Annotated in this window: 18 protein-coding genes and 4 pseudogenes; 13 read left to right on the forward strand and 9 right to left on the reverse strand. The window is 62.9% G+C overall.

Annotated elements, in window-relative coordinates; all coding sequences use genetic code 11:
- Nucleotides 1-182 (reverse strand): hypothetical protein (locus ACFXN1_RS45660; RefSeq protein ID WP_379446590.1); only part of this gene is annotated, 182 nt, incomplete at its 3' end.
- A 1,920-nt stretch (nucleotides 183-2,102) separates the two neighbouring features.
- On the opposite strand from ACFXN1_RS45660, the gene ACFXN1_RS45665 reads away from it, so the two are divergent.
- The gene (locus ACFXN1_RS45665; RefSeq protein ID WP_379404418.1) at nucleotides 2,103-2,357 is read left to right on the forward strand and encodes a hypothetical protein; all 255 of its coding nucleotides are present in this window, start codon (nucleotides 2,103-2,105) and stop codon (nucleotides 2,355-2,357) included.
- Complete coding sequence (locus ACFXN1_RS45670; protein WP_379446589.1) at nucleotides 2,330-3,064, forward strand: hypothetical protein; 735 nt, start codon at nucleotides 2,330-2,332, stop codon at nucleotides 3,062-3,064. The genes ACFXN1_RS45665 and ACFXN1_RS45670 overlap by 28 nt, the downstream gene beginning before the upstream one ends.
- Before the next feature lie 26 nt (nucleotides 3,065-3,090).
- Here the strand turns inward: ACFXN1_RS45670 and ACFXN1_RS45675 are convergent, their stop codons facing one another.
- On the reverse strand, nucleotides 3,091-3,246 hold the full coding sequence (locus ACFXN1_RS45675; protein WP_379446588.1) for a hypothetical protein: 156 nt from the start codon (nucleotides 3,244-3,246) through the stop codon (nucleotides 3,091-3,093).
- A 2,104-nt stretch (nucleotides 3,247-5,350) separates the two neighbouring features.
- Between ACFXN1_RS45675 and ACFXN1_RS45680 the strand changes: the two genes are divergently transcribed.
- The 11 genes and pseudogenes from ACFXN1_RS45680 to ACFXN1_RS45730 all read left to right on the forward strand — a co-directional run bounded on the left by ACFXN1_RS45680 (nucleotide 5,351) and on the right by ACFXN1_RS45730 (nucleotide 19,477).
- Nucleotides 5,351-6,709, forward strand: coding sequence for an MFS transporter (locus ACFXN1_RS45680; RefSeq protein WP_379404412.1), 1,359 nt, complete (start codon nucleotides 5,351-5,353; stop codon nucleotides 6,707-6,709).
- A gap of 69 nt (nucleotides 6,710-6,778) precedes the next feature.
- Entirely contained in the window at nucleotides 6,779-8,146 is a 1,368-nt protein-coding gene (locus tag ACFXN1_RS45685; RefSeq protein WP_379442716.1) for a M20/M25/M40 family metallo-hydrolase, read from the forward strand.
- An 80-nt stretch (nucleotides 8,147-8,226) separates the two neighbouring features.
- On the forward strand, nucleotides 8,227-9,231 hold the full coding sequence (locus ACFXN1_RS45690; RefSeq protein WP_379442714.1) for an LLM class flavin-dependent oxidoreductase: 1,005 nt from the start codon (nucleotides 8,227-8,229) through the stop codon (nucleotides 9,229-9,231).
- Nucleotides 9,228-10,439, forward strand: a complete 1,212-nt coding sequence (locus tag ACFXN1_RS45695; RefSeq protein ID WP_379442712.1) for a M20 family metallopeptidase — start codon at nucleotides 9,228-9,230, stop codon at nucleotides 10,437-10,439. Before ACFXN1_RS45690 ends, ACFXN1_RS45695 begins: the two co-directional genes overlap by 4 nt.
- Nucleotides 10,440-10,638: 199 nt before the next feature.
- Nucleotides 10,639-13,032: a xanthine dehydrogenase family protein molybdopterin-binding subunit gene (locus ACFXN1_RS45700; protein WP_379442710.1), complete on the forward strand. Its 2,394-nt coding sequence runs from the start codon at nucleotides 10,639-10,641 to the stop codon at nucleotides 13,030-13,032.
- On the forward strand, nucleotides 13,032-13,904 hold the full coding sequence (locus ACFXN1_RS45705; RefSeq protein WP_379404403.1) for an FAD binding domain-containing protein: 873 nt from the start codon (nucleotides 13,032-13,034) through the stop codon (nucleotides 13,902-13,904). Before ACFXN1_RS45700 ends, ACFXN1_RS45705 begins: the two co-directional genes overlap by 1 nt.
- Nucleotides 13,901-14,389: a (2Fe-2S)-binding protein gene (locus ACFXN1_RS45710; RefSeq protein ID WP_379404402.1), complete on the forward strand. Its 489-nt coding sequence runs from the start codon at nucleotides 13,901-13,903 to the stop codon at nucleotides 14,387-14,389. The genes ACFXN1_RS45705 and ACFXN1_RS45710 overlap by 4 nt, the downstream gene beginning before the upstream one ends.
- A gap of 52 nt (nucleotides 14,390-14,441) precedes the next feature.
- Entirely contained in the window at nucleotides 14,442-15,578 is a 1,137-nt protein-coding gene (locus ACFXN1_RS45715) for an XdhC family protein (RefSeq protein WP_379442708.1), read from the forward strand.
- A 116-nt stretch (nucleotides 15,579-15,694) separates the two neighbouring features.
- A complete protein-coding gene (gnd, locus tag ACFXN1_RS45720; RefSeq protein WP_379404430.1) occupies nucleotides 15,695-16,588 on the forward strand; it encodes a phosphogluconate dehydrogenase (NAD(+)-dependent, decarboxylating) in 894 nt (297 codons plus the stop codon).
- Nucleotides 16,588-16,794, forward strand: a pseudogene (locus ACFXN1_RS45725) (glucose-6-phosphate dehydrogenase (coenzyme-F420)); the annotation flags it as partial. The gene gnd and the pseudogene ACFXN1_RS45725, both read left to right, overlap by 1 nt.
- A 175-nt stretch (nucleotides 16,795-16,969) precedes the next feature.
- Nucleotides 16,970-19,477, forward strand: a complete 2,508-nt coding sequence (locus tag ACFXN1_RS45730; RefSeq protein WP_379404398.1) for a bifunctional FO biosynthesis protein CofGH — start codon at nucleotides 16,970-16,972, stop codon at nucleotides 19,475-19,477.
- Nucleotides 19,478-19,746: 269 nt separating this feature from the next.
- On the opposite strand, the pseudogene ACFXN1_RS45735 reads toward ACFXN1_RS45730, so the two are convergent.
- From ACFXN1_RS45735 to ACFXN1_RS45765, 7 genes and pseudogenes are all read right to left on the reverse strand, one after another.
- Nucleotides 19,747-20,094: pseudogene (locus ACFXN1_RS45735) on the reverse strand (transposase); the annotation flags it as partial.
- A 293-nt stretch (nucleotides 20,095-20,387) separates the two neighbouring features.
- A pseudogene (locus ACFXN1_RS45740) lies at nucleotides 20,388-20,531 on the reverse strand (transposase); the annotation flags it as partial.
- A 279-nt stretch (nucleotides 20,532-20,810) separates the two neighbouring features.
- Complete coding sequence (locus ACFXN1_RS45745; protein WP_379442706.1) at nucleotides 20,811-21,575, reverse strand: group II intron maturase-specific domain-containing protein; 765 nt, start codon at nucleotides 21,573-21,575, stop codon at nucleotides 20,811-20,813.
- A 9-nt stretch (nucleotides 21,576-21,584) separates the two neighbouring features.
- Nucleotides 21,585-21,722: pseudogene (locus ACFXN1_RS45750) on the reverse strand (hypothetical protein); the annotation flags it as partial.
- A gap of 110 nt (nucleotides 21,723-21,832) precedes the next feature.
- Nucleotides 21,833-22,822 carry a tyrosine-type recombinase/integrase gene (locus tag ACFXN1_RS45755; protein WP_379442705.1) on the reverse strand — a complete coding sequence of 330 codons (990 nt, stop codon included), beginning with the start codon at nucleotides 22,820-22,822 and terminating at the stop codon, nucleotides 21,833-21,835.
- Nucleotides 22,819-23,748 (reverse strand): tyrosine-type recombinase/integrase, encoded by a 930-nt coding sequence (locus ACFXN1_RS45760; RefSeq protein ID WP_379442703.1) that lies wholly within the window; start codon nucleotides 23,746-23,748, stop codon nucleotides 22,819-22,821. Before ACFXN1_RS45760 ends, ACFXN1_RS45755 begins: the two co-directional genes overlap by 4 nt.
- A complete protein-coding gene (locus tag ACFXN1_RS45765) occupies nucleotides 23,745-24,500 on the reverse strand; it encodes a site-specific integrase (RefSeq protein WP_379442702.1) in 756 nt (251 codons plus the stop codon). Before ACFXN1_RS45765 ends, ACFXN1_RS45760 begins: the two co-directional genes overlap by 4 nt.
- Nucleotides 24,501-24,609 lie beyond the last annotated feature (109 nt).

The raw sequence follows: 24,609 nt of genomic DNA on the forward strand, positions 1-24,609 counted from the left end.
TTAAGGTGTGCAAGGCACGCCTCGGCGCTCTCCGCCATTCCTTCGCCCGTCGTCGAGATCCCGGGAACCCTCAGCAGATCCCGGACGATACCGATATACCGTGCCTCGTGTTTACGGATGTAGTCGCTAACCTTGGCCTGAATGCTTGTTTGGTTTCGATGTATGGCTGTGACGTGGTTCAATGTACGGCCCCCTTGAGGAGATAGTTGACTTAGGCGAAGAAGTTGTGGAACTTAAACCCCACTGCTTAGGCGATCTACTGAGCGACCGAATCGGGAGGTTCTCTAAACCTAGAAGGCCCGCTATGTGGTCGGTGACCAGGCTGTCGGGTCATCTGCACGCTTCACCTTCGGAGAGTTCGATCGGGAGCAGGTCCTCTTGGGCCACTTCCAAGATGGTTTTGGCCATTGTCGGAGAACGCTGCCCGACGGTCAATACGGTTTTCGCAAGATGAAAGTTTGTCTTGTGGTTATCGAATCGGCGAGAAGTTGCGATCTGCCAGCAGGTCCAACGTTGGCCGGTCGGTCCCGGTTTGCAGACTCCGATGCAGCCCAGTCGGCTCGACTGTCTGGCCCGGCGTCCTCACCGTGTTGGCCTGATCGGTCCGGTTCCGCCTTTGAAATTGAGTTCTGAAGCGGGCGGGCAACGGCGAGACGGGTTTCATGGCATTTAGCGTGGCTCGGAGTGTGCGGCTTCGACCCGACCTAGGCTGCTTTCGCGCGTTTCACGGTGGATTTTGGCAGTCGGAACCGTCACTGTGACGAAGAACGGTGAGCGCACTGCGCCTTGCTGAAGTTCTTCGTGGAGTTGAGTTCATGGGCACGCTGCGTAGTGGGATGGGCACTGATAGTCCCGGAAGACGTCGCTCCCGTGTGTGCCATATCCCGCCTGTTGGGCAGAGAAATGCTTTGCCTTCCGTGCGCGGGCGGATCATGATGTGCCGCTCCTGTGTGTTGTCGCCCGGGTGCGCCTGCGTGCACAAGGTGCCGGGCGTGCGCGGTGGCGCACATGCTGCGGCCGGTAACGCTGCTGCGCCGGGCATATCTCGCGGAGTTGATCTGGGCGGCGCTGAAGGCGAGGGCCGGTAACGGACCGACCGATCGTGCAGCGATTGGGCATCCAAGGAGCGAAGGGGCCACCACGGGTTGCTCGTTCAGAGGGCGTGGGCGGTAATCGAGGGACACGCCCGTTCGCTGGATCCGCTATGCAGATCCGCCCGGCGAACGTGCACCGTGTCTCTCTCCGCTCGGCTGGATGTCCGCAGGTGCCCCATTCGTGCACGCTGACCGGCGATGTCGAGGCCGTTCAAGGGACGGGTGCAGGTCCGACGAGATCCGCGACCGCGACACCGCAAGGACACCCCAACAGGCGCCCCACACCCGCCGTCGCGCAGCCTGTTCACCGTGGCGAAGCTGCAAAAGCTCTGCTGCAAAGCGCATCGAGCCAGAAACAGCGTGTGTGGATCCGGGTATCGGGGTCGCTGGCGGCGAAGTCGACAGGGCGAGGGTCGGCGACCAGCGGGAGCGGCAGATTGCCGCGGTCGGCGCCGGTGGGTACTGGCAGGGCAAAACCGATTCCACCGCAGACGTTTTCGTCCGGGAGCACCCGAATCTGGCGTGGTCGCTGAAGCGGACCGCTGGGATGAATCTGCCTGAACCGCCGGCGATGTGCCCGAACGAGACCTGCGGCTACACCACCGGGGAAACCTCGAGCGGGTCCGGCTACTCGAAGACAACCGGCCGACGACGGCGGACTGATCGAGCGCCGCCATTGCCAGCGGTGCCGCCCGGGTGAAGTGCCGATCGCCGACGGGGGCGGGATGTGCGACACCGGCGGGCCACTGCTGACCGGGGTCTATGCCTGCGAACTGCTCGACACCGGCCAAATCCCGCCGTTGGTGTGGCTCTCTGGCTGACGGTGCGCCGCTGGCGCGCTACCCCCAAGGGCCGCGGTGCCCGGACCACCCGGACATCACGTGATGGTGGCGGCGCTGGGTAAAGGGGCGTGCTCACTGCTCACCTGCGAGCTGTTCACGTAATTGCTGTTCGGCTCGTTCCAACCTGGCCGCCTACGGTCATGTCCGGGCACTGCTGGTGCTCCGTGTGATCCATGATTTCGCGTTCGGCCTCGCCTTCGAGAACGCGGATGGCCTCCTCGGAGCGGGCGGCTGCTGCTTCGGCCGGATGCTCCCGCTCCCATTCGCGGGCGGCATGGGCGGCATGGGCGGCGTGGTCAGCCGCCCGTCCCGGAACGCGATGACATCCATGCCGAGAGGCTCCCCGACGCTGGAACGTCTTGTCGCCAGAGCCGTCAAGCCGCTGATCGGCGGTTGCGGGCGCAGCTTGCCGGACCGCTGACGCTGGTCGATACAGGGCTGCTGCTGGGGATGTTGGAGCCGCGGGTGGAGAGCCGGCGCAAGGTGGTCGACCTCGAGCGCCTGCAGCGGGGCGTGTTCAAGCCTTCGGGCAAGGGCCTGCTCACCGCGTTGGGGCGTCTGCCGGGATGTGAAAGCGCTGAACCCGATCTCGGTGGATATTGCGGCGGTGCCGCCGTGGCGGCTTCTCGGGCCGGTGTCGCTCGGATTGACCGGGCAGGTGTCGGGGTTGCGGAGGATGCCGCGCGAACATCTGCTGTCGGTGCTGGTCGCGACGTATTTACACTGCGGGCCCGCGCCGCCCATGACGTGTTCGAGCTGTTCGACCAGGTGATCGTCAACGACCTGATCTCCAAGGCCGAGAGCCAATCCCGTGACGAGAAGCTGCGCCGCTATCCACTGGTCACCCGCAACGCGAACAAGCTCAAGCTGCAGGCTGGAGACGTCTGGTTGGACAATTACAACACGTTACAGATCCAGTCCTCTGGACCTTCCATTTCCCGTCTTCGGCCAGGACCGGCACCACCGGTTCGGCGCTCCGCCATTGACGGACGCCCGGGCCTCGGCGGCGGTGACCGTGATCGTGGCATTATTCTGCTTGTTTGCGTGATCGATCCTCAGAGCTCGCCGACCAGGAATTCAGCAGCGGCGCCGGGGCGGCGGGATCGGTCTGGGCCTACCAGTTCATAAGGGCCTGAGCGGACGGACGGGCGTAATTATTTGGCCAGCGACCGCACCGATGTGCGCCCGGACAGCCGCATCAGCATCGGCGTTGACGCCCCGTCCTTGGCGGCATGGGCCAGCTTCCAATGGCGCAGCTGGTGCAGCGTGAACGGTCCGCGGGTGAAATCGGCGGTATGGTCCTCGAACACTCAACATCCCTCCGATATGACAACCGCGCGCGCCCGGCCCCGGGATCGATATCGGTCTTGGCCCCACTGGGTTGGGCCTTGCGGTCGGTCAGGAACACCGGGCCGGTGCGGCGGCAGGCCAGCAGGCGCGACAGCAGCCGGGCGATGCCGGTCTGCCAGGCCACGATGTCAGTCGCCCCGCCCTTTCGGACGACGGTGGCGGCCCGGTTGGGCATGTCCAGGTCCGGAACGTCCAGCGGCAGCCCGTCTTCGACCCGGGCGGCGGTCTTGTACAGCATGTGCTACAGCACCCATTCCCGCAGTGGCGCGCCACCGGTGAGGATTGCGGTGCTCTCCTCACGAGTCACCCTTGGAGCGGTCCGGCGGCACTGACCGGGATACCAACCGCGACAACGGATTCCCGACCTGCCACTGCTGGTTGCGCCACTACACGCATGCCGAGCGCAGGGCGGCCAGGCGCACATTAAACGTCTGCGCGGACTTGTCACCGCACCTGCAGGTGAACCAGTTGCGCACTCGCTCCCGTTCCAGCAGGCCCGTATCCGAATCGGGCCCGACCAGCGTGCCCAGCGCGGTCGCGTAGCCGCGGGAGTGCTGGCGACCGGGATCGTGTCCAGGGAAGCGCGGACCGCGTCCCCCAGCCGCGCCCCACCACGCAGCACCCGGACCTGGCTGGGCTCAGGCATCCAGCCCACTACCGAGGTCCGGCCGATCTTCTGCCCTCGCCCACGCCCAACCTTCTACCGCCATTATCTGCGGCAATTCCTTGGCGTCGGATTCCGCGCCAATGTGCACAGCGACACCAATTCGCCAGGTCACCGTCAGGGAGCCGCTTCCTCTTCGGCGCGGAGGTGAGATCCTGATCTTGGAGGGGCGAATAACAGAAGGGGGTAGCGCGATGTCGAAGTCCAGCGGCAAAGGCGGTAGCCATGCCAGCGGCGGAAGATGACCGCCAACCGGTGGAGGGCCTCCGCGCTCCAGAGCGCCGGAGCCCGCAACCCGGGCAGCCGCAACAGGGTTCGCCAGCCGAGCCCAGTCCGCGGGCGCGACCAAAGCCAGCGGGTCTGGCAAGAAATAGCAACAGCCACAAACATTTTCGCGATGGGCCTGACTCCCGGGGCCTCTTCTATGTTCACCCGTCCATTGGCGGGGCGGGTGGTCTGGATCGACGAGTTCGGGCCGCTGAATCTCCAACCCCGTGGTGGCCGCGGCTGGTCGGCTGCCCTGCGGCCGCGCCGACTGCGGGCGACCTACCGCCGTGCTCGGGGTGTCCGGCAAATGTTCGATGCACTGGACCTGCGCACCGGGCAGCTGTACTACCGGAGCGGGGCCGGAAACGATGGGCCGCGTTTCTGGCGTCTCTGCCGGCCCGGTGGCCGGGGCAGAGACGGCACCGACCGCCGCAGCCACGGCGAACAAGACGACACCATCGGCACCACGAGATCCGCTGCCGCGACCAGACCCTACCCGTCCACGACTTCGCCGTCGCTCCAAGCTCCGGCAGCTGGATTACCCAACCACCAACGTTGCCAGACACGGCACTAGCAACGCGCACGCTTCGATGAAACCAAGTTTCCACAGGTCAAATGCGCTCGGCGTGCATTACAACTCTCGCACTCCAGACGCACCTTCCATTAGATGAAAGTCTCGTTGACCCTTGGGTATGCTTCCCTCAGAATTTGGGAACGGCAATCACGGAGCTTGAAGGAAGATCGCCGTAACCGATCCACTTGCGAAAGCCGAGGGTACCGATGCCGTATAGAACTGGCCCCGCGTAGCGGCGCGCTGCTGCTAACGCGTTCGCGACCCGTTCGATAATATCGGTGCACTTCACCGGCATTATCTGAGATCGGGATCTGTGAGTGGCATTTCGTTGACCAGTCCAACGAACTTCTTGAGTATTTCCCGCGGATGATGCAAGATCTGCTGGAATACCCGTACATCAAAATATACGAGCTACTGCAGGAGTGTGACTTCGGGTCGTGTTCCAGAGCATGTTGACGACGTATTTCTCCCAGGGGTAGTCAACGTGCTGACGTAGCTAGCACACCACTTGCGGTCGCCAATTTGGTCCCGGCGATCGCATCATTTTGAGGAGAGCGTGATGAACGGTGGCAATGATGCCCCGCGGAGAAAAGTACTGTTGGCTGGTGCAATCGGGAACTTTGTAGAGTGGTACGACTTTGCCCTCTATGGATTCTTCGCCACCACAATAGCGAGTGTCTTCTTCCCGAAAACCAACCCAACCGCTGCCCTATTGGCAACATTCGGAATCTATGCCGTGACGTTTGTTGTCCGCCCGTTGGGGGGCATCGTATTCGGCCATCTGGGCGATCGAATGGGGCGACGCTTTACACTTCTCATGTCGGTCCTGCTGATGTGCGCAGGAACATTCATAATCGGTATCTTGCCCGGATACGCCCAAATCGGTGTCGCGGCACCCGTGTTGCTTCTGCTGTGCCGACTGATGCAGGGCTTCTCCGTCGGTGGAGAAAACACCGGCGCTAACATCTTCATCATCGAGCATGCACCCAGCGGAATGCGCGGGCGATTCGCGGCAGTGGGGCCCGCAATCGTCAATGTCACGCAGGTGTTCGGCGTTCTGGTGGTAGTAGCAATAACCTCCGCAACGACCCCTGAGCAATTGACTTCGTGGGCATGGCGAGTGCCATTCCTGGCTGCAGCGCCACTTGCGTTGATTGGTGTGTACCTGCGACTGCGTGTGGAAGAGTCGCCTGTGTTCACAGCTCTGCGCGCCGAGGGACATATCGAGTCGGCACCCGTCAAGCAGGCTATCAAGACAGCGAAAACAAGGATTTTGATCCTGGTCGGCTGGGCGATGGCTAATGCGGTTGCGCTCTACCTCTTGGGTACATTTATCCTGGCGTACCTGACGGTTACGGTCGGGTTCAGCAAAACCAAATCGCTGATCGTGGTGCTGGTGGAGAGCATTGTCGGCGTCGGTGCTTGTCTCCTGGCGGGGTACTGTATCGACCGACTGGGACGAAAGCAGATTGCGATCATCTCCGCAGTCGGGTTGGGGGTTTGCGCCGTCCCCACATTTATGCTCCTGCCGCACTCTAACGTGCTAGCGGCCTCGGTGATCGTCGGAGTGCTCGCGCTCTTTACCAGTGGTATGACCACGACAACTACCTTAGCTGTCGTCGAGTTGTTCCCGGACCGCATTCGCGCCTCGGCGAGTGCACTGGGATACAACATCAGCTTCGCCTTGTTCGGCGGTAGCACGCCATTCCTTGCGACCTGGCTTGTCGGGCAGGGTTTCCCTCTCGCGCCCGGCTTTTACCTCGCCGGCCTGTGTGTCATCGCTACCTTCGTGGGCGCCGTTGGAATCGGCAACCGTCGACAGGTCACTGTGGGGCATGAAGGGATGTCGGCGCCGGAGGAGCCTGCATCACACCAGCTGATGGAAGGCTCCAACAACTTGTCAGCCGAGAGCCGATAAGCCGATCTTGTGTGGCATGACGTCCATGTCGGCGACTAATCCGGACTGCCCACCGCCCTGAGGAGACATATGAGTGACCAAACTGCTCCCCGGACAGACGAACGGACTGCCGGTGATACCGCCGGGTATATCCGCGCTGAGGACGAGGCGGTCCGGTTCACCTCCGACCTGATCCGTATCGATACCTCAAATCACGGCTCCGGGGATGCCTGCGAGCGGCCGGCAGCCGAGTACGTTGCCGAGCGGCTCTCGGAGGTTGGCATCGTGGCCACCATCTTGGAATCCGCGATCGGTCGGTCCAACGTGGTGGCGCGTATCGAGGGCACTGACCCGTCAAGGCCGGCGCTGCTGGTCCACGGGCACCTCGACGTCGTACCTGCGAGCGCCGACGACTGGAGCGTGCACCCCTTTTCCGGTGACGTGCGCGATGGCGTTATCTGGGGCCGCGGAGCCGTGGACATGAAGGACATGGATGCAATGATCCTGGCTGTGGCACGGGCATGGGCGCGCGAGGGGCGCAAGCCGGTGCGCGATATCGTGCTGGCGTTCACTGCCGACGAGGAAGATTCCACCGCATACGGATCGGAATGGCTCGTGACGGAACACGCTGGGTTGTTCGAGGGTTGCACAGAAGCGATCACCGAGGCTGGCGGCCACCGGTTCTACGCTTACGGCCAGCGTATTTATCCCCTTGGTGCGGGCGAGCGCGGTAGGGCGTGGCTTCGTCTGGAGGCGCGCGGGCGTGCCGGACACGGCTCGAGTCCTGATCCTGAAAACGCAGTCGCTCGTCTGGCTGCAGCTGTGGCCCGCATTGACGCCTACAACTGGCCGCTGCGGGTATCGCCGACCGTTCGTGCCTCCCTGGAACAGCTCGCCGATCTCGCGGGTGTGCAGCTCGACCCAGACGACCCGGCATTGAGCCCCGCAGTGCTGCGCGAGACACTCGGGCCTTGCGCACCCCTAGTCGCGTCGGCGATCCGCAACAGCGCCAACCCGACCATGCTCAGCGCTGGCTACAAGGTGAACGTCATCCCTGAGGTCGCCGTCGGTCACGTGGACGGCCGCATCGTTCCCGGCGGTGAGGAGGAATTCCAGGCGACGATGGACGCTCTCGTGGGCCCGGACGTCACCTGGGAGTTTTCCCTCCATGAGCCTGCGGTGGAAGCGCCCGTCGATGTGCCGGTGTTCAACGCTATGCGGCAGGCTCTTCTCGCCGAGGACCCGGACGGCCGTGTACTGCCGTACTGCAGTGGTGGCGGCTCCGACAACAAGCAGTTCGCCAGGCTCGGCATCAATGGATATGGCTTCGTACCACTCGGACTACCGCCCGCCTACGACTTCTATGCCATGTTCCATGGCATAGACGAGCGCGTTCCGATCGAAGCGCTCCACTTCGGTGTCCGTGTGCTCGACCGATTCCTGTCCACAGTGCACTGACAGAAACAACGAAGTAGTGATTCGTGTCGAATGTAGGTCCGATTTACGCGGCCCTACCTCATCCAGTAAAGGAGAAAATAATGGCCCCGCCACGTATCGGCTTGAGCCTGCCGAACCGCGCCGTTTTGTTCGGCGTACCTGTTGAAGATCTCTTGAAAACCGCTGAGGTTGCTGAAGAGAGCGGCTTCTTCGAGTCGGTCTGGGTCGGAGACAACTACATCTCCAAGCCACGCCTCGAGGCGATCGTTTTGCTGAGTGCCCTCGCCGCTAGGACTAACCGGATGCGGCTCGGGACTGTTTGTCTGGCGTCATTCCCCTTCCGTGACCCCTTGTTGCTCGCCATTCAATGGGCAGCCTTGGACGTGTTGTCTGAAGGGCGTACGGATCTCGTCGTGTGCAACGGGTATTCGGCCCGCCAGGGGCCTGCTGCGGCCGCGGAATTGAAAGCAGTCGGTATCAACAGCAGTGAGCGTGTGCGACGGGTGGAGGAAAATATCGCGATCTTGCGATCCTTCTGGTCCGGTGAGCCTGTCACGTTCGAAGGCCGATTCCATTCGTACGAGGATGTGACAGTGCTGCCGAAGCCACACCAGCAGCTTCCACCGATCGGCATTGCTGCCAATCCTTCCGAGGCAAAAGACGACGTCGTTCGGGAACGGATCTACCGTCGCATTGCGAACTTGTCCGACGGGTGGCAATGCGACGCAATCTCGCTGCCGGACTTCAGTCGGGCTCGGAACAGGATCGCTGAACTGTGCACCGAAGCCGACCGCCGCCATGTTCTCGACAACGTAAGCCTCCATATCATGGTTAATATCGACGATGACGCGTCGAAGGCCAAGGATCGCGCAGCAGCATTTCTCCATCGCTATTACGGCGCGACAGGCGGGGTGGCAGATCAAACATTCGCCGACTGGGTGGCGTTTGGCAGCCCACAACAGGTCATCGACAAAATCGGACCTTACATCGAAGCGGGTTGCACCACGCCCATCCTGCGCTTCGCCGATGAAGACCAGCTTGGCCAGCTTGAGCGATGCGCTGCCGATGTGCTGCCCGCCCTGAGTAAAATGGAGTCCGCATCGTGACCTGGAAGTCTGACTATGCTCGAACCTTGATTGACTCTCATGTTGATCGCACATTTATTGTCGACACGCTGAGCGAGTTGGCCCGAGTCCCCACGGACGTTCCGTTGGGCTACGAGACATTGATGGAACCCGACGATCCGAAACTCGTTCACTATGTGCAAGACGAGATTCGGCCACGGCTGCTCGATCTTGGTGTCGAGGATCTGATAGACGACGCAGGCAACAATCTGATCGCTCGGTTAGGGCCGGCGCAGAGCTCTCGGTCGATTCTGCTGCAGACCTACACGCCAGCTCAGCACCACAACCTCATGGACGAACCGTTCTCCGGCAGAGTCGGCGACGGCACGGAGGTGGGACGCCAGGGCCTCGTGGTCCACGGCCAGGGCGTCAGCCAAGCCAAGGCGCACCAGGTAGTGATGCTGGCGGTATGCAAGCTACTCGCTGATACCGGCGTTCAACTGCAAGGGAATGCATTCTGGGCAGTAAACAACGAAGGTCGCAGCAGCCACGCCTGCAGCGACGCGATCGTGGCAGCCCTTCCTACACGTCCCGATTTCGCAATCCTGCTCACCGACTGCGGGATGAGACTGTCCCTCGGCAACAAGGGTCGCGTCGACATTGACGTGACGATCGAAGGCAAGGCAGTTCACTCGAGTTCACCGCAGCTCGGGCTCAGCGCGATCGAGGCTGCGAGCGACTTTGTTCAGTCGCTGCGAGAACTGTCATGGCCCGATAGCCACCCTGTTCTCGGGAATCGCCACGCCGTTGTGTACAAGGTCCGCTTCGACCCGCTCGCTCCCCACACACTGCCCTCCCGGGCCGAGCTCACGGTTGATCGTCGGCTGCTTCCGGGGGACTCGGTGGAGCAGGCCGTTGAGGAGATCCGAGCCCTCACACCGCGTCTCGATCCCTTCGACGTGACTGTAAAACCGTCGGTGGTCATGTTTCCTGCCATGGTGTCGAGCGACAGTGAAGTTGTGACGGCGCTGCAGCGGTCGATCACGGCTGTGCGCGATCGGCCTGCGACTGAGTTCTATGGCAAGGGCACCTTCGATGCGGGCGGACCCGCTGCACACGGTATCCCCACGATTATGTGGGGAGCTGGGGGCTTTGGGGACTGGCCTTTGGGCCGCGACTTTGTAGAGGTCGACGACGTCGTGGATGAAGTGCGGACGATTGCCCATCTGCTGCTCATGGAGCTTGGATGACAGATATGGTGGCAGGCTGCTTGAACGCATCGGGCCCCTAGCGTATCGAATCTAACCAGGTCGAGTTCCCCCCCCAGCTATATGGGTCGGTGCATGTCGAATGTCGACCTGCGGCAAATCGCAAATAGTCACAGCATCGACGGGAACTCTCACCGGGGCTGGGATAAAATGTATCGAACATGATGGGTGAGGTGTATCAGTGACCGCAACCGAGCAGCAGGCGAGGTGCAATGACCTGCCGGGACAAGCGGCCAAACGCCAGGACGGTTCGCTCTTCGTTACCGGGAAGGTGCGCTACGCCGCGGACACTGTGGACGATAGTTATCACCACGTTGTCTTCGCCAGGAGCGAGGTAGCCCATGCCCGGATTATGCGAATCGATGTTTCCGAGGCTTTGGCCGTACCCGGTGTCACGGCGGTGATCCTCGCAGAGGATCTGGCTGGTGTAGATATCGTAAAGATGGTCGCCCAGTCTACATCTCATCATCACCAGTCAGTCACGGTGGACTACCTGGCGCGAAGCACAGTGCTGTACATCGGCCAGCCTTACGCTGCGGTCGTTGCTACGACGGTTGAAGCGGCGCGTTTGGCAGCGTCTCGAGTACGTGTCTACCTCGAGGCGCTGCCGGTCGTCGTGACTGCCGGCGAGGCATTGGCCGATAACGCACCGCTGTTGCACGAGGAGTGGGGCACGAATGTCTTCGCTGAGGGAGTGACCGGTACAGGCGAGCCGTTCGACGCCGAGCTCGATGAAGCCCGCGAACTCACTCTCGAGGGTGAGTTGCGAATGGCGCGATGTTCGATAGCGCCTTTGGAGCCCCGTGCCTGCCAAGCGACTTGGGATTCTCGCCTAGGCAGACTGCGATGGTACGGCACGACTCAGAATCCACATGCCGTACGCCTTAGGATCGCAAGAGCCTTGGGCGTAGATGAGACCCAGGTCCACGTCGTTAGTCCGCCTCAGGGGGGCTCCTTCGGCTCAAAACAGGCAGGTCATCTCGACGAGGTGCTAATCGCTGTTCTCGCTCGGATGCTCGGGGTTCCCTTACGGTGGGACGAGACCCGGTGGGAGGCTCTCCTCCTCGGGAGCAAGGATCAAACCGTGTCGTTTCGGGCGACGTTCGACTCCACCGGGCGGGTTCATTGCATTCGTGGGCGCGTGGTGGCCAACCTCGGAGCGATAACGCCTACAGCTGCATCGGAGATGCCTGTTGTCGGCGCCTTGACCGTGCCGAGCGGATACGATATTCAGCGTGCTTCCACAGAGTGGAAGATTGTGGTTTCCAACAAGGCTCCGTGGGGCTCCGCGCGTCCCTTCGGCAAGGAAATCGCGGCGATAATCACTGAGCGAATAATGGACGAGGTCGCGAAGCGAACTGGCCTGGACCCTCTTGACGTTCGACGCCGTAACTGGATCGATCCCGAAAATTTCCCTTACGATATGGCAACCGGCCTGCAGATAGACAGCGGTAACTACGCTGGGCTCGCGGACAAGGTGTCGAGCGTCTTCGATTACGACAATGCGTGTAAGGATCGCGCAAGTGCACGGGATGCTGGTCGGCTAGTGGGCATCGGCTGGGGCTTCGAGTTGATGCCGGAGAGCGGGGATCCTCCTGGAGCACTCGGAGGATCCTGGGACACGGCCACGGTTCGAATGGATGCTACCGGAAGTGTCACAGTGCTAACAGGCGTCACTTCACCCGGAAATGGCAACGAAACAGGTATCGCCCAAATCGTCGCTGCGGAACTCGGTGTGTCGATTCGCAAAATACGTGTTGTTCAAGGAGATACCGATAGGTCTTCCCTTGGCGGGGGGAACTACAGCAGCCGGAGTATTGTGTTAGGTGGAGCCGCTGCACATCTTGCCGCTACCGATGTGTCTGCAAAGCTTCGTACCGTCGCGGCCGGCATGCTCCATTGTTCTGAGGATGCTGTGGTGTTACGCGGAGGAAGGGCGATCGATACCTCCGCTGCAGCATCGGAGATAGACATCCCCGCAGTGGCTTACGCCATGTTGACCTCAAACCGTATTGTTGCGCCTGATATCGAGCCGGGTCTCGAATCAACCCGCACCTTCTCGATGAAAAATGTGCGCCATGGAAAAGGGGAAAACAACCACTGGTCCACATATGCGAGCGCCCTCTATGTATGTCAGGTCGAGATCGACGAGGAAACCGGAATTGTCTCGGTGGAACGACACGCGATGGCGCACGACTGCGGTACGGTGATTAATCCAGAATTGGTGGATGGTCAATTTTGCGGCGGCGTGGCGATGGGATTAGGCGAGGCGCTCATGGAAGCAGTACCCTACGACATGGCGGGAAATTCGCTCGCGGACAGCTTCAAAACCTATCTTTTGCCCCGCGCCATTGAAATACCGCCATTTAACTTGGCGCATCAGGTTACGCCGAGTCCGTTTTCTTTCATGGGAGTCAAGGGAGCAGGCGAGTCGGGTATAGGTTGTTCGGTCGTCGCCGTGCTCAATGCGGTCAACGACGCTCTTTCACCGTATGGTGTGCAGGTGAACGAGCTACCCATAACACCAGCAGTAGTACAACGCGCACTTGCCGCAAGTTCCGAGAAGGCCTGCTGATGAGGGGTGATCGCTTCCACGCGCCCACGACCCTCGACGAAGCATGGACGGTTCTCGAAACGGATCGATTGCGGTGCCGGATCGTCGGCGGGGGCACATGGATAGTTCCAGCTCTCCAATCCGCGCGGGAAGCCGTCACACTCGTGTCGCTGCGTCGTCTGCCGCTCAGTGGGATTCAGATGAAGGGGGAAACTGTATCTGTCGGCGCGATGACGAACTACGATCTACTTGTCCACGATCAGAGCACGCGTAATGTGACAGAGCTTCTCCACCTGATGGCACTTGGAATCACCGGGGGAAGGCAGCTTCGAATCCAAGGCACTATCGGTGGATCCGTAATGGCGGCCAGACCGCAGTCTGACGTCCCCTGTGCGCTCGCGGCGCTCTCGGCGACGCTGGTTCTGGCATCGCCGCGCGGTGAGCGACGGCTTGCGTTCGATAAATTCTTTGTCGATGCCTACTGCAGTGCGGCCGATCCAGACGAGATCTTGACAGCAGTTGAATTCGCGGCCGATCCGGCAGCAGGTCACGGGTACGTGAAAATCAAGGGAGCGGCGAGTAGCTGGCCTATCGTGACAGGAGCTGCAAAGGTAGCGCTCGGGGCTGATGGGAAGATCGAAACGGCGGCTGTCGCAGTAGGTGGCGCCACAGCAACACCCTTTCGCGTCGACTTGACGCGCGATCTACATGGAACCACTGGGTCTGCGGAGCTATTAAACGAATGCATCCGGGACAATGTGCGTGTGACTGCTGAGAACGCGTGGCAGGACGTGCTGGCGCCTGGGGACTACCGCGCTGCCGTGTCGCCAGTGGCTGCAAGAAGGGCGCTGGCGTCGGCAATAGAATGCGCGAATAGAAAGGTTAGAGTATGAGCCATCCCGATAGTTTGGAGATTGGCCTCACAGTCGACGCCGTAGCGCAGAAGGCCTCGATTGATCCGGGTGCGCGCTTGGTCGACACGCTCCGGGAGAATTTCGGTGCGCTGGCGCCAAAGATCGGTTGCGGAACTGGTGACTGTGGTGCATGTACAGTTCTCCGAGACGGCGTGCCTATTAAATCGTGTCTCGAATTGACGCTTAACAATGATGGCTGCAATATAATCACCATTGAGGGGCTGGCTGGCGAAAATGGTGAATTGCATCCGGTTCAGCAAGCTTTCTGGGATGCCTTCGGATTTCAGTGTGGTTTTTGTATTTCCGGAATGATCCTAGCGGCTTTGGATTTGCTTGCTCACTCTTCAGAGCCGACGGATGGTCAGATACGGGAAGCGATCTCGGGGAACCTCTGTCGCTGTACTGGATACGAATCGATTGTTTCAGCTGTGAAACTTGCGGCCGAGCGTATGTCGATATCCTGAAGGAGCGGAGTGGAACTAGAATTGGAAGGTCCATTATTTTCAGGGAGACCGAATGCTGGATCTGGTCGACGGATTACTTGAGTGGCATGCCTCTGGGCGCCACTTCGCCGTTGCGACCGTGATCGAAACTTTCGCGAGCGCGCCCCGGCCGGCTGGCGCTGCAATGGCAGTGTCTGAGGACCGAGAGGTACTGGGCAGTATTTCCGGCGGTTGTGTGGAAGCGGCGACAGTCGCACTCGCCGAGGACGCCCTCGTCTCCGGGCAACCTGTGCGCGAACGGTTCGGAATACCGGACGCCGGTGCTTTCGCGGTCGGTCTCACCTGCGGCGGTACGATCGACGTATTTGTCACCCCCTTCTCGGAGTCAATGGCTGACCTTCTGTACCGAGTGCGCCGAGCGGCAAGGGCGAGCGAACCCTCTGCGCTCGGGGTTATCATTGCAGGAGCAGGTACGGGTACCTACTTATCACTTGATCGTGGCAGATTGGTCGGAACGACAGGGATACCGGGACGTGACCGCGCGATCGCCAATGCACTGACCGGAATGCTCGCGACAGGTGGGCACGCGCTGGTACAAGTTGATTCGGGGGCTGGCGAGCCGGCCACGGTATTCGTACATGGGCAACTTCCGCCACCTCGGATGCTCATCTTCGGCGCCGTGGATTTCGCTGGGGAACTGTCACGGCTGGGAAAGCTGCTCGGTTACCATGTCACCGTTTGTGATGCCCGGCCGATATTCGCCACAGCCGGTCGGTTTCCCGACGCAGATGATGTAATCGTGGACTGGCCGCCTCGCTTCCTTGAGTCTGTGGCCGACACTCTCGATGAGCGATCGGTGGTGTGCGTGATGACGCACGACCCCAAATTTGATATCCCATTACTGAAGTTTGCGCTGGCCTTGCCGGTCGCTTATATCGGGGCGATGGGATCACGACAGGTCAGTACCGCGCGGGCTAGTCAGCTGCGGGATCTCGGGGTCACCAAGCGACAATTGGACCGCCTCCATGCACCAATCGGCTTGGACATTGGCGGCGCAACTCCGATGGAATCAGCCGTTTCGATCGCTGCCGAGCTCATAGCGGTACGTGAGCGTCGGTCAGCCCGGCCGCTGAAAGACAGTCACGGCCCGATTCATTCTGACCGACGCAACACGTCGATCAGACCGGAACCGGCAATCAGTTGGGAATGACGGATGCCAGTGTGTGGACGCCCTAATGACATGATCGCGCATTCAGTGCGCTATTCCGTACTCCGGTCAAGTGTGTGGCCCGCGCTGATCGTCAAGCTAACGTCGAGGAGTTTCCGGTGCAACTGGGTTTAATCGGACTGGGACGGATGGGTGGGAATATGCGTGAGCGTGTTCGCGCTGCCAACCATGAGGTCGTCGGATTCGATTCCGACCCATCTCTTAGGGATGTTGAATCACTCGCGGAACTGGTGAGCAGCCTCAGTCGCCCGCGGTTGGTGTGGGTGATGGTTCCCGCTGGCGAGCCGACGCGAACTGTGATCGAGGAATTGAGTGAGCTGTTGGCGCCCGGCGATCTCGTCATCGAGGGCGGGAACTCTCGGTTCTCCGACGACGAACTGCATGCTGCGCTGTTGGGTGATCGGGGAATCGGTTACCTAGATTGCGGAGTGTCCGGTGGGGTTTGGGGCCGGACCCTTGGTTACGGTCTGATGGTCGGTGGTGGTGCAGCGGATGTGGCGCGGGCGATGCCGATCTTCGATGCCCTTCGACCTACCGGAGATCGGGAGGAAGGCTTCGTGCATGCCGGTCCGGTTGGTGCCGGTCATTACGCGAAGATGGTGCACAACGGCATCGAGTATGGGTTGATGCAGGCGTATGCCGAGGGATATGAACTGCTGGCCGCTGAACCCGGGATCATCGCCCCAGACGAGGTGATGATGGCGTGGCAGAAAGGCACGGTGGTGCGGTCCTGGCTGCTCGAACTTCTGGTCGCGGCGTTGCGGGAGGACGCCGGGTTGGGCTCGATCTCCGGGTACACCGAGGACTCGGGGGAGGGTCGGTGGACGGTCGAAGAGGCCATCGCGCACGCGGTGCCGGTTCCGGTGATCTCGGCGGCGTTGTTCGCGCGGTTCTCTTCTCGCCAGACCGATTCACCGACGATGCGGGCGGTGTCGGCGCTGCGTAAACAATTCGGAGGCCACGAGGTTCGTTCGGGAAAGGTGACGATGTAATGCGGAAGTCGGGGTATACGGTGTCGGCGGGGCAGTTCGGTCCGCGAGCGTTGGTGGAGTTGGGTATGCTGCCCGAACAGCATGGGATGGATCGGCGACGGTGTCGGATCACTTCTAACCGTGGCAGCACAAGCGGGCATGCGCCGTTCTCGCTGTCGTGTATGACGACGGTGTGGGGCGGACGTCGTCTGCCGTTGGGGACTTCGGATACCAGAACGTCGGCGTCATCCAGGGAGTCGCTCAACGAGATCGCCGACGTTCGTGCGCCACTTGCCCTATCAGGGTGCAACATCGTTACATCACCTCCTGGTTCCACGTCCGGAACGGTGCCATCGACAGGACACACCCTTGAGTGAAGAACTCTCAATGCCCCTGCCCACCGTGACACAGTCTGCGATGCGGCGGGCGATGCGGCGGGCACGGGACGGTGCGACGTTGAACGTCGACGAGTCCGCGGTGCTGTTGCAGGCTCGCGGTGACGATCTCGCAGAGCTGTGTTTGTCGGCGGCGAAGGTGCGCGACGCGGGGCTGCTAGCGGCAGGCAGGCCGAAGGCGATCACCTATTCGCGCAAAGTCTTCGTCCCGCTCACGCAACTGTGCCGCGACAAATGCCACTACTGCACGTTCGTGACAGTGCCGGGGAAGCTGCGATCGGAAGGACGCGGCGCCTACCTCGAACCTGACGAGGTGCTGGCGATCGCCCGGCAGGGCGCCGAATTGGGCTGTAAGGAGGCTCTGTTCACGCTCGGTGACCGGCCCGAAGACCGGTGGCCGGAGGCGAAACAATGGCTCGACGAGCGAGGTTACGACTCCACCCTGGACTTCGTGCGGGCGATGTCGATCCGGGTGCTCGAGGAGACGGGACTGCTACCGCATCTGAACCCGGGGGTGATGGGGTGGGAGGAGATCTCGCGGCTCAAGCCGGTGGCGCCGTCGATGGGCATGATGCTTGAGACAACCGCGACGCGACTGTTCACCGACAAGGGCGAATGCCACTATGGCAGCCCGGATAAGGACCCGGTGGTGCGGTTGCGGACCTTGACCGACGCCGGGCGGCTCAGCGTCCCGTTCACCACCGGGATTCTGGTCGGGATCGGGGAGACGGTGGTCGAACGGGCCGAGTCGATTATGGCGATCCGTAAGTCGCACAAGGCGTTCGGGCACATCCAGGAGGTGATCGTGCAGAATTTTCTGGCGAAGCCGGACACTGCGATGCGCGATGCCCCGGACGCCGGTCTTGAGGAGTTCCTGGCGACGATCGCGGTGGCGCGGCTGCTTTTGGGGCCGGGGATGCGGATCCAGTCGCCGCCGAATCTGGTGTCGACAAGCGAGTGCGCCGCCCTGCTGGCGGCCGGTGTCGACGACTGGGGTGGGGTGTCGCCGCTGACGCCGGATCACGTGAACCCGGAGCGGCCGTGGCCGAACCTGGAGACGTTGGCGGAGATCACCGCAGCCGCTGGTTTCGTGCTCACTGAGCGGACGGCGGTGCAGCCACAGTTCGTGCTGGCCGGCTCGCCCTGGATCGACCCGCGGATCGCGGCCCACGTTGCTGCGCTCGCCGATCCGGAGACGGGGCTGGCGAAACCAGGCACCATCCCGGTGGGGTTGCCGTGGCAGGAGCCAGATGAGTCGTGGGAGTCGGCGGGGCGGGTGGATCTGCACACCGAGATCGACACGACGGGCCGCAACACCGAGGCTCGCAGCGACTTGGGCAGTGCGTTCGGTGACTGGGAGACCGTGCGTGAGCAGGTCCGCGACCTCAATGGCCCGGTGCGCGTGAACACCGATGTTCTCGCGGCGTTGCGAGCCGCCGAACGCGATCCGGCGGGTTTGTCGGACGACGAGTATCTGGCGCTGGCGACCGCAGAGGGGCCGGGGCTTGAGGCGGTGGCGGCGCTGGCGGATTCGCTGCGCGCCGATGCCGTCGGGGATGACGTCACCTATGTGGTGAACCGGAACATCAATTTCACAAACATCTGCTACACAGGGTGCCGGTTCTGTGCGTTCGCGCAGCGCAAGGGCGACGCGGATGCGTTCACGCTGTCGATGTCGGAGGTCGCGGACCGTGCGTGGGAGGCGCATGTAGCCGGGGCGACGGAGGTGTGCATGCAGGGCGGTATCGACCCAGCGTTGCCGGTGAACGGGTACGCCGACCTGGTGCGGGCAGTCAAGGAGCGGGTGCCGTCGATGCATGTGCATGCGTTCTCCCCAATGGAGATCGTCAACGGGGCATCCCGGGCTGGGCAGAGTGTGAGGGACTGGCTGATCGAACTGCGCGAGGCCGGCCTGGACACCATTCCGGGTACTGCGGCGGAGATCCTCGATGACGAAGTGCGATGGGTGCTCACTAAGGGCAAGCTGCCCACCGCCTCCTGGATCGACGTGGTGACCACCGCGCACGAGGTTGGGCTGCGGTCGAGTTCGACGATGATGTACGGGCACGTGGACAACCCGCGTCACTGGGTGAGACATTTGCGCGTGCTGCGCGGCATTCAGGACCACACCGGTGGTTTCACCGAGTTCGTGCCGCTGCCGTTCGTGCATCAGAGGGCGCCGTTGTACTTGGCGGGGGCTTCACGGCCTGGCCCGACCAACAGGGACAACCGGGCGGTCCACGCACTGGCGCGAATCATGCTGCACGGCAGCGTCGCGAACATCCAGACTAGCTGGGTAAAGCTCGGCGTGACCGGCACGCAGGTGCTGCTGCAGGGCGGGGCGAACGATCTCGGCGGCACCCTGATGGAGGAGACCATCTCCCGGATGGCCGGATCCGAGCACGGCTCGGCGAAGACCGTCGCAGAACTGCGGGCCATCGCTGAGGCCATCGGCCGACCCGCCCGCGAGCGGACCACCACCCACACCCGGCCGCAGACCGTGTCGTTGTTATGAGCAAGATCGGACTGACGGCGAAATAGGTCTGCCCGCTGTGCTAAGCGCGGTACCGACAGGTTGCGGAGGGTGCACCGTTCCGGTCCGGTTGTAGCCGTCGGCTGGATCGACCTCCCTTGACCTGCCCCCCTGATTTGGGTCTGGGGAGTGTGAGAGCCCTTGCCGGCCCACGGAGTGGGCAGGAAGGCTCGAAGACCATGGCGACACGCAAGACCTCCGATGGTGTTAAGCGTCAAGTCGTTTCGCGCGACGTAGGTAGTCTCTCGGGTGGGGCCGTCGGTGGCCATCGCGGTGAAGGCCCAGACCCAGCCGGCCGCGGCCAGGCGGTCGTTCTTGATGCGCCGGTGGGTGATCGCGATCGACTTACCAGAGGCCCGGGTAGCGGGTGCGGACCCGGCGTAGGCCTTCAATGCTCGGTCACTGGCGAATCGTGTGCGGTCGTCACCGATCTCGGCGAGAACCCGAGCGCCGGCGAAATCCGCGAGCCCGGGGAAACTGGTGACGACCTCGTAGTCCGGGTGCTTGTTGAACTCCTCGGCGGTGGCCTGTTCCAGGTCGTTGGCTCCGGTGCAGGCCGCATCGAGAGTCGCAAGCAGGGCGAGCGCTTGGCGACCCATGGCATTTGCGACCAGCGTCGGTTGCCGCTACTGCGGTGTGCGCAGACCAACCACGATCTCGGCGGCGAGCTTGTCGACACCCGCGCTGACATCCAGCGCGTCGTAGCGCGGCGGCGACACGGTTTTCGTGACCTTGGCCGCGTGGGCGGGGTTGGTGCGAGGGCCAGGATGTCGGGGGCTTCGTGCCGTGCAGGGTTGTGGACCGAGCGTTTCGCGAAGGTCGCCAACAAGGCCGGGTAGTACTCGCGCAGCAGCGAGCGCAGCTCGTTGCTGGCTTTGGTGCGGCGCCTGACGGCGTCCTGCTGGGCGCGAGCAAGAACGGCGATCGCTTGGGCGAGTTCGCTGTCGGCGGGCAATCGTCGGTGGTATTCACCGTCGACGCGGATAATGTTGGCCAGGGTCATGGCGTCGACGTGATCGGATTTGGCGCGAGTCATCGAGTGCCGTTCGCGGGGCGACGGCCATGGGATTGATCGAGTAGACCGGACGGCAGGTGGCGCGCAGCGCGGCGGCGACCATCAGCCCGCGCGGGGTTTCAATCGCGACTGGGATCGGGTCCTCCGCGGAGTCGCCTGCCTCGGCCAGCAGTGTGGTGAGCTCGGTGAAGCCGACGGGGTCGTCGCTAATTCGCTTGCGTTCACCGCCGGGTAGGACCGGCGGGTTACCCCGCCGATCCCCCCTAAGAACCGTGCGTGCCACTCGTCGCGGCACACGGCTCAAGCAAGCCCCGAAGGCTCGTTGGCAGGTAGCAGTACCGATTCATCGCCGCCCCTGGGTTGACGACGGGTTCGGCAATGGGTGTGTACGAGTCGGAGAGCGCCGGGTTTGTCCGACGTGCCGAAATCCTCCGAGACAGCGATTGCTTGTCTGCGAATCGCCAAACGGATTACCTTGAGCCAACGCTCCCACTCGCGTGGGGTCCGTGGCTCGTAGTCGGCGTGCAGCAAAAGACTCCCACACAATGGACAACGACCGCGCTGCACATGAAGTACCGGCAGCCCGGCCGTGTCGAGTGGGTTTCTCCGACGGCGACGCCGTTCGGCCCAGTACTCGGTCAGGTCGGGATCATCCGGAGACGACCCGCCCTTGACCATCTGGTGCCGGACTATCTTCGTCCAGGCGAACTTGTGCAGATATGCGCCGCTGTCGCGGTCACCGAAAACCCACACGTTCCTCCTGGACTTGTTGAACGGACCGAAGTAGCGGGCGGTAACCCATTTCCTCGATTTGTTCGGGTGGCTGTGCCGGACCCATTTGTAGGTTAGGTGCCACATGTGGTTGTCCAGCGTGGCAAATGCCCTGCTGGACACCGCCGTCCGGTAATAGGCAGCCCATCCCTTGATGACCGGGTTGAGCGTGGTGATCACCGCTTCGGCGTTGGCCCCTCGTAAGGCCTTCATCTCAGCGGAAAGCCGTTCCCGGATTCGCTGCAAAGCCGCCTTGCTTGGTTTGATCAGCAGCTTGCCGCCGTAGCGGCGCACGTTGAAGCCCAGAAAGTCGAAACCGTCCCGGAGCGAAACGATGCGCGTTTTCTCTTCGTTGAACTTCAGCCCTCTGGGTGCCAGCCATTCGGCCAGCCGTGCCCTGATCTGCTCGGCTTCCTCACGGGAGTGAGCGAAAGCGACCAGGTCGTCCGCTTATGGGGACCGGTGGGTTATGCCGACCACGGGGTGGTGATGCTGGTCGGTGAGGTTGCCGGGCTGGTCTGGTCGGCATAACCCGGGGCGTGTGATCGGAGTCAGAGGTTGTCGAGGAATTCGAGCAGGGTGTCGGTGGGCCGGTAGCGGCCGGGGCTGGTGTTCGGCGGTGTGAGCCGGGCCAGGGCATTCTCCTTGATGCTCATATCGGCGTGCAGGTAGGCGTGAGTGGATCCGGGATCCTCGTGGCCGAGCCAGAGTGCGATGACGGAGGTGTCGATCCCGGCGTGCAGCAGTGCCATGGCCGCCGAATGTCGCAGGGTATGGGGGGAGACGGTTTTACCGCTCAGGCTCGGGCAAGTGCTGGCCGCGCGGTTGGTGTGTTTGGTGACCAGCTTGGCGACCGCGTCTCGCGAGAGCGGTCGGCCCGCACGGGTGGTGAACAGCGGATCGGTGGGTGCGCTGTCGTGGTTGGTGAGCCAATCTTGCAGCGCGGCAACGGTGTGACGGCTGAGCGGGGTGGCCCGGTCTTTGCGGCCTTTGCCGTGGCAGCGGACGTGAGCGCCGGGGCCGAGGTGAATATCGGCTCGGGTCAACCCGGTCAGTTCGGAAACCCGGAGCCCGGTCTGGCAGGCCAGCACCAGCAGAGCGTGGTCGCGGCGCCCGAGCCGGGTGGCGCGGTCCGGGGCGGTGACCAGTGCGTCGATCTCGTTGGTGGTGAGGTAGGAGACGATGGGCCGGTCACAGCGTTTCGGTGGGATGGCCAGAACTCGGGCGATGTCGGCGGCGTGTTCGGGCGCGTGCAGGGCGGCGTAGTGGAACAGCGACCGGATCGCGGCCAGCCGCGCGTTGCGGGTCGCGGTGCTGTTGGACCGCTCGGTCTCGAGGTGGGTGAGGAACGCGGTGATCAGTCCGGCGTCGAGTTGCCCCAGATCGAGGGTGCTGGGTGCGGTTGCTGTTGCGCGGGAAGCGAATTGCAGCAACAGGCGCCAGGTGTCGCGGTAGGCGGCGATGGTGTTCGGGCCGGCACGGCGCTGACGCAGTAGTTTGTCGGTGAAGAATGCTTGCAGGATCGGCGCCAACGCGGTCATCGCTGGCCCCCAACGGTTTCCAGGCGTTCGGCGACCAGGGCCAGCAACTCGGGGACCTGCTGCTGATACCAATAGGTCGACTTCGGGTCGACGTGGCCGAGCCAGGTCGACAGGATCGGCAACCTCGCCTGGACGTCGCCGCCGTCACGATAGAACCCGATCATCGTGGCGACGGTGAACGAATGCCGCAGGTCATGTATCCGAGGTCGCCGTTGTCCTGTCGGCACCGTGATGCCGGCCGCGTCGATCAACCCGGTGAACGTGCTGGGGATGTTTTCGGTGTCCAGGCGGGTGCCTCGGGTGGAGACGAAGAAGCTCGGCCCGGACCGGCTCGGGCAGTCGTGGTTGCGTTGCCGCTGGTAGTCCCGCAGTGCGGTGACGGTCGTGTCGTGCAGGAACAGGCGCCGGGACTTGCCGAACTTCGAATCCAGGATTACCAGTTCAGCTCGGTCGAGGTCGACGTGTTCGTCGTCGAGGTGGCAGGCTTCGCGTTTGCGCATGCCGGTCACCGTGAGCAGGCCGATCAAGGTCTGCCAGGTCGCCGCCCGCAGCGCTGGCCGCAATCGCCCGGCGGCGGCGATGAGGGCCGCGATTTCGGCGGGTGAATACAGATACGGTGCGATCCGGCATTTGTGGTGCGGCAGAGCGTCTTCGGGTGGGATCTCGCTGGTGGGATCGAGGGTCTGGTAGTGGCGGGCGAAGATCCGCACTGTCATCAACCTGCGCGCCAGGTAGGCGTCGTGACCACTGCCGCTGCGGGTCGTCGTCGCCCATTCCAGCGCCAGGTCGCTGGTGATGCGATCGATGCCGGCCGATTCGCAGTAGCCGACGAACGACATCAGTTGCGCGGCTTGGGTTGTCAGTTTGAACCCCAGCGTCCGCCGCATCGTGAGGTAGTCTTCGGCGGCGCGGCGCAACCGGCTCATGACCGCACCTCGATCGGCCAGGGCCGCGCCAGCGGACGCAGCGCGTTCTCGTCGACCTTCGCATAGATCGTTGTGGACAGGTGACTTCGGTGTCGTAGAACCTGTCCAACTTCCGGCAGCGACGCTCCTGCCCGCAGCATGTCGCTGGCCAGTGAGTGACGCAGACGATGCGCCCCGACCCGCGGCAGGTCCGCGTGAGCGCAGCTGCGGCCCATGATCGCCCGCACCGCCGACCCGTTCAACGGCCGATAAGGTCGGCGAACGGTGCAGAACACCGTCGGCACCGCGCAGGCCGGACGCCCGCCGGTCAAATACGTCACGATCGCCTCACCGACATCGACCGGCAGCGGCAGCCGGTCGATCCGGTTGGCCTTGCCGCGGACGGTGATTTCGCCGCCACGCCAGTCGATATCGGTCAACTCCAGAGCAGCGACCTCGGCGCCGCGCAGCCCCAGCCGAGCCAGCACCGTCAAGATCGCACGATCGCGGCGCCCGACCGCCGTCGCCCGGTCGCATCCCGCGAGCAGCCGCGCCACCACCGCTGCGTCAAGGCCGCGTGGCAGCGACGCCAGCCGCCAGCCCGCCACTCCCGCAACCGCGCCCACCAGCGGCACCAGGATCCGCCCGGACACGTGCAAGAACCGCAGCAGCGCCCGCAGCGCGGTCACCATCGCCTTCGCCGAGGCCGGATCGTAGCCACGGCAATAATCGACCATGAACATCGTGATCTGACCCGAATCCAGCTGCAGCACAGCAACATCCAGAGGTTCCGGCAGCCCGGCCAGGAACTTGCCGGCCTAGGTTCCGTAACAACGGACCGTTTCCCGCGACAGCCCCCGATCCACCGCCAGCCACGACCGG

It is taken from the genome of Nocardia sp. NPDC059154 (genome assembly GCF_042755705.1).
Lineage (GTDB): Bacteria > Actinomycetota > Actinomycetes > Mycobacteriales > Mycobacteriaceae > Nocardia.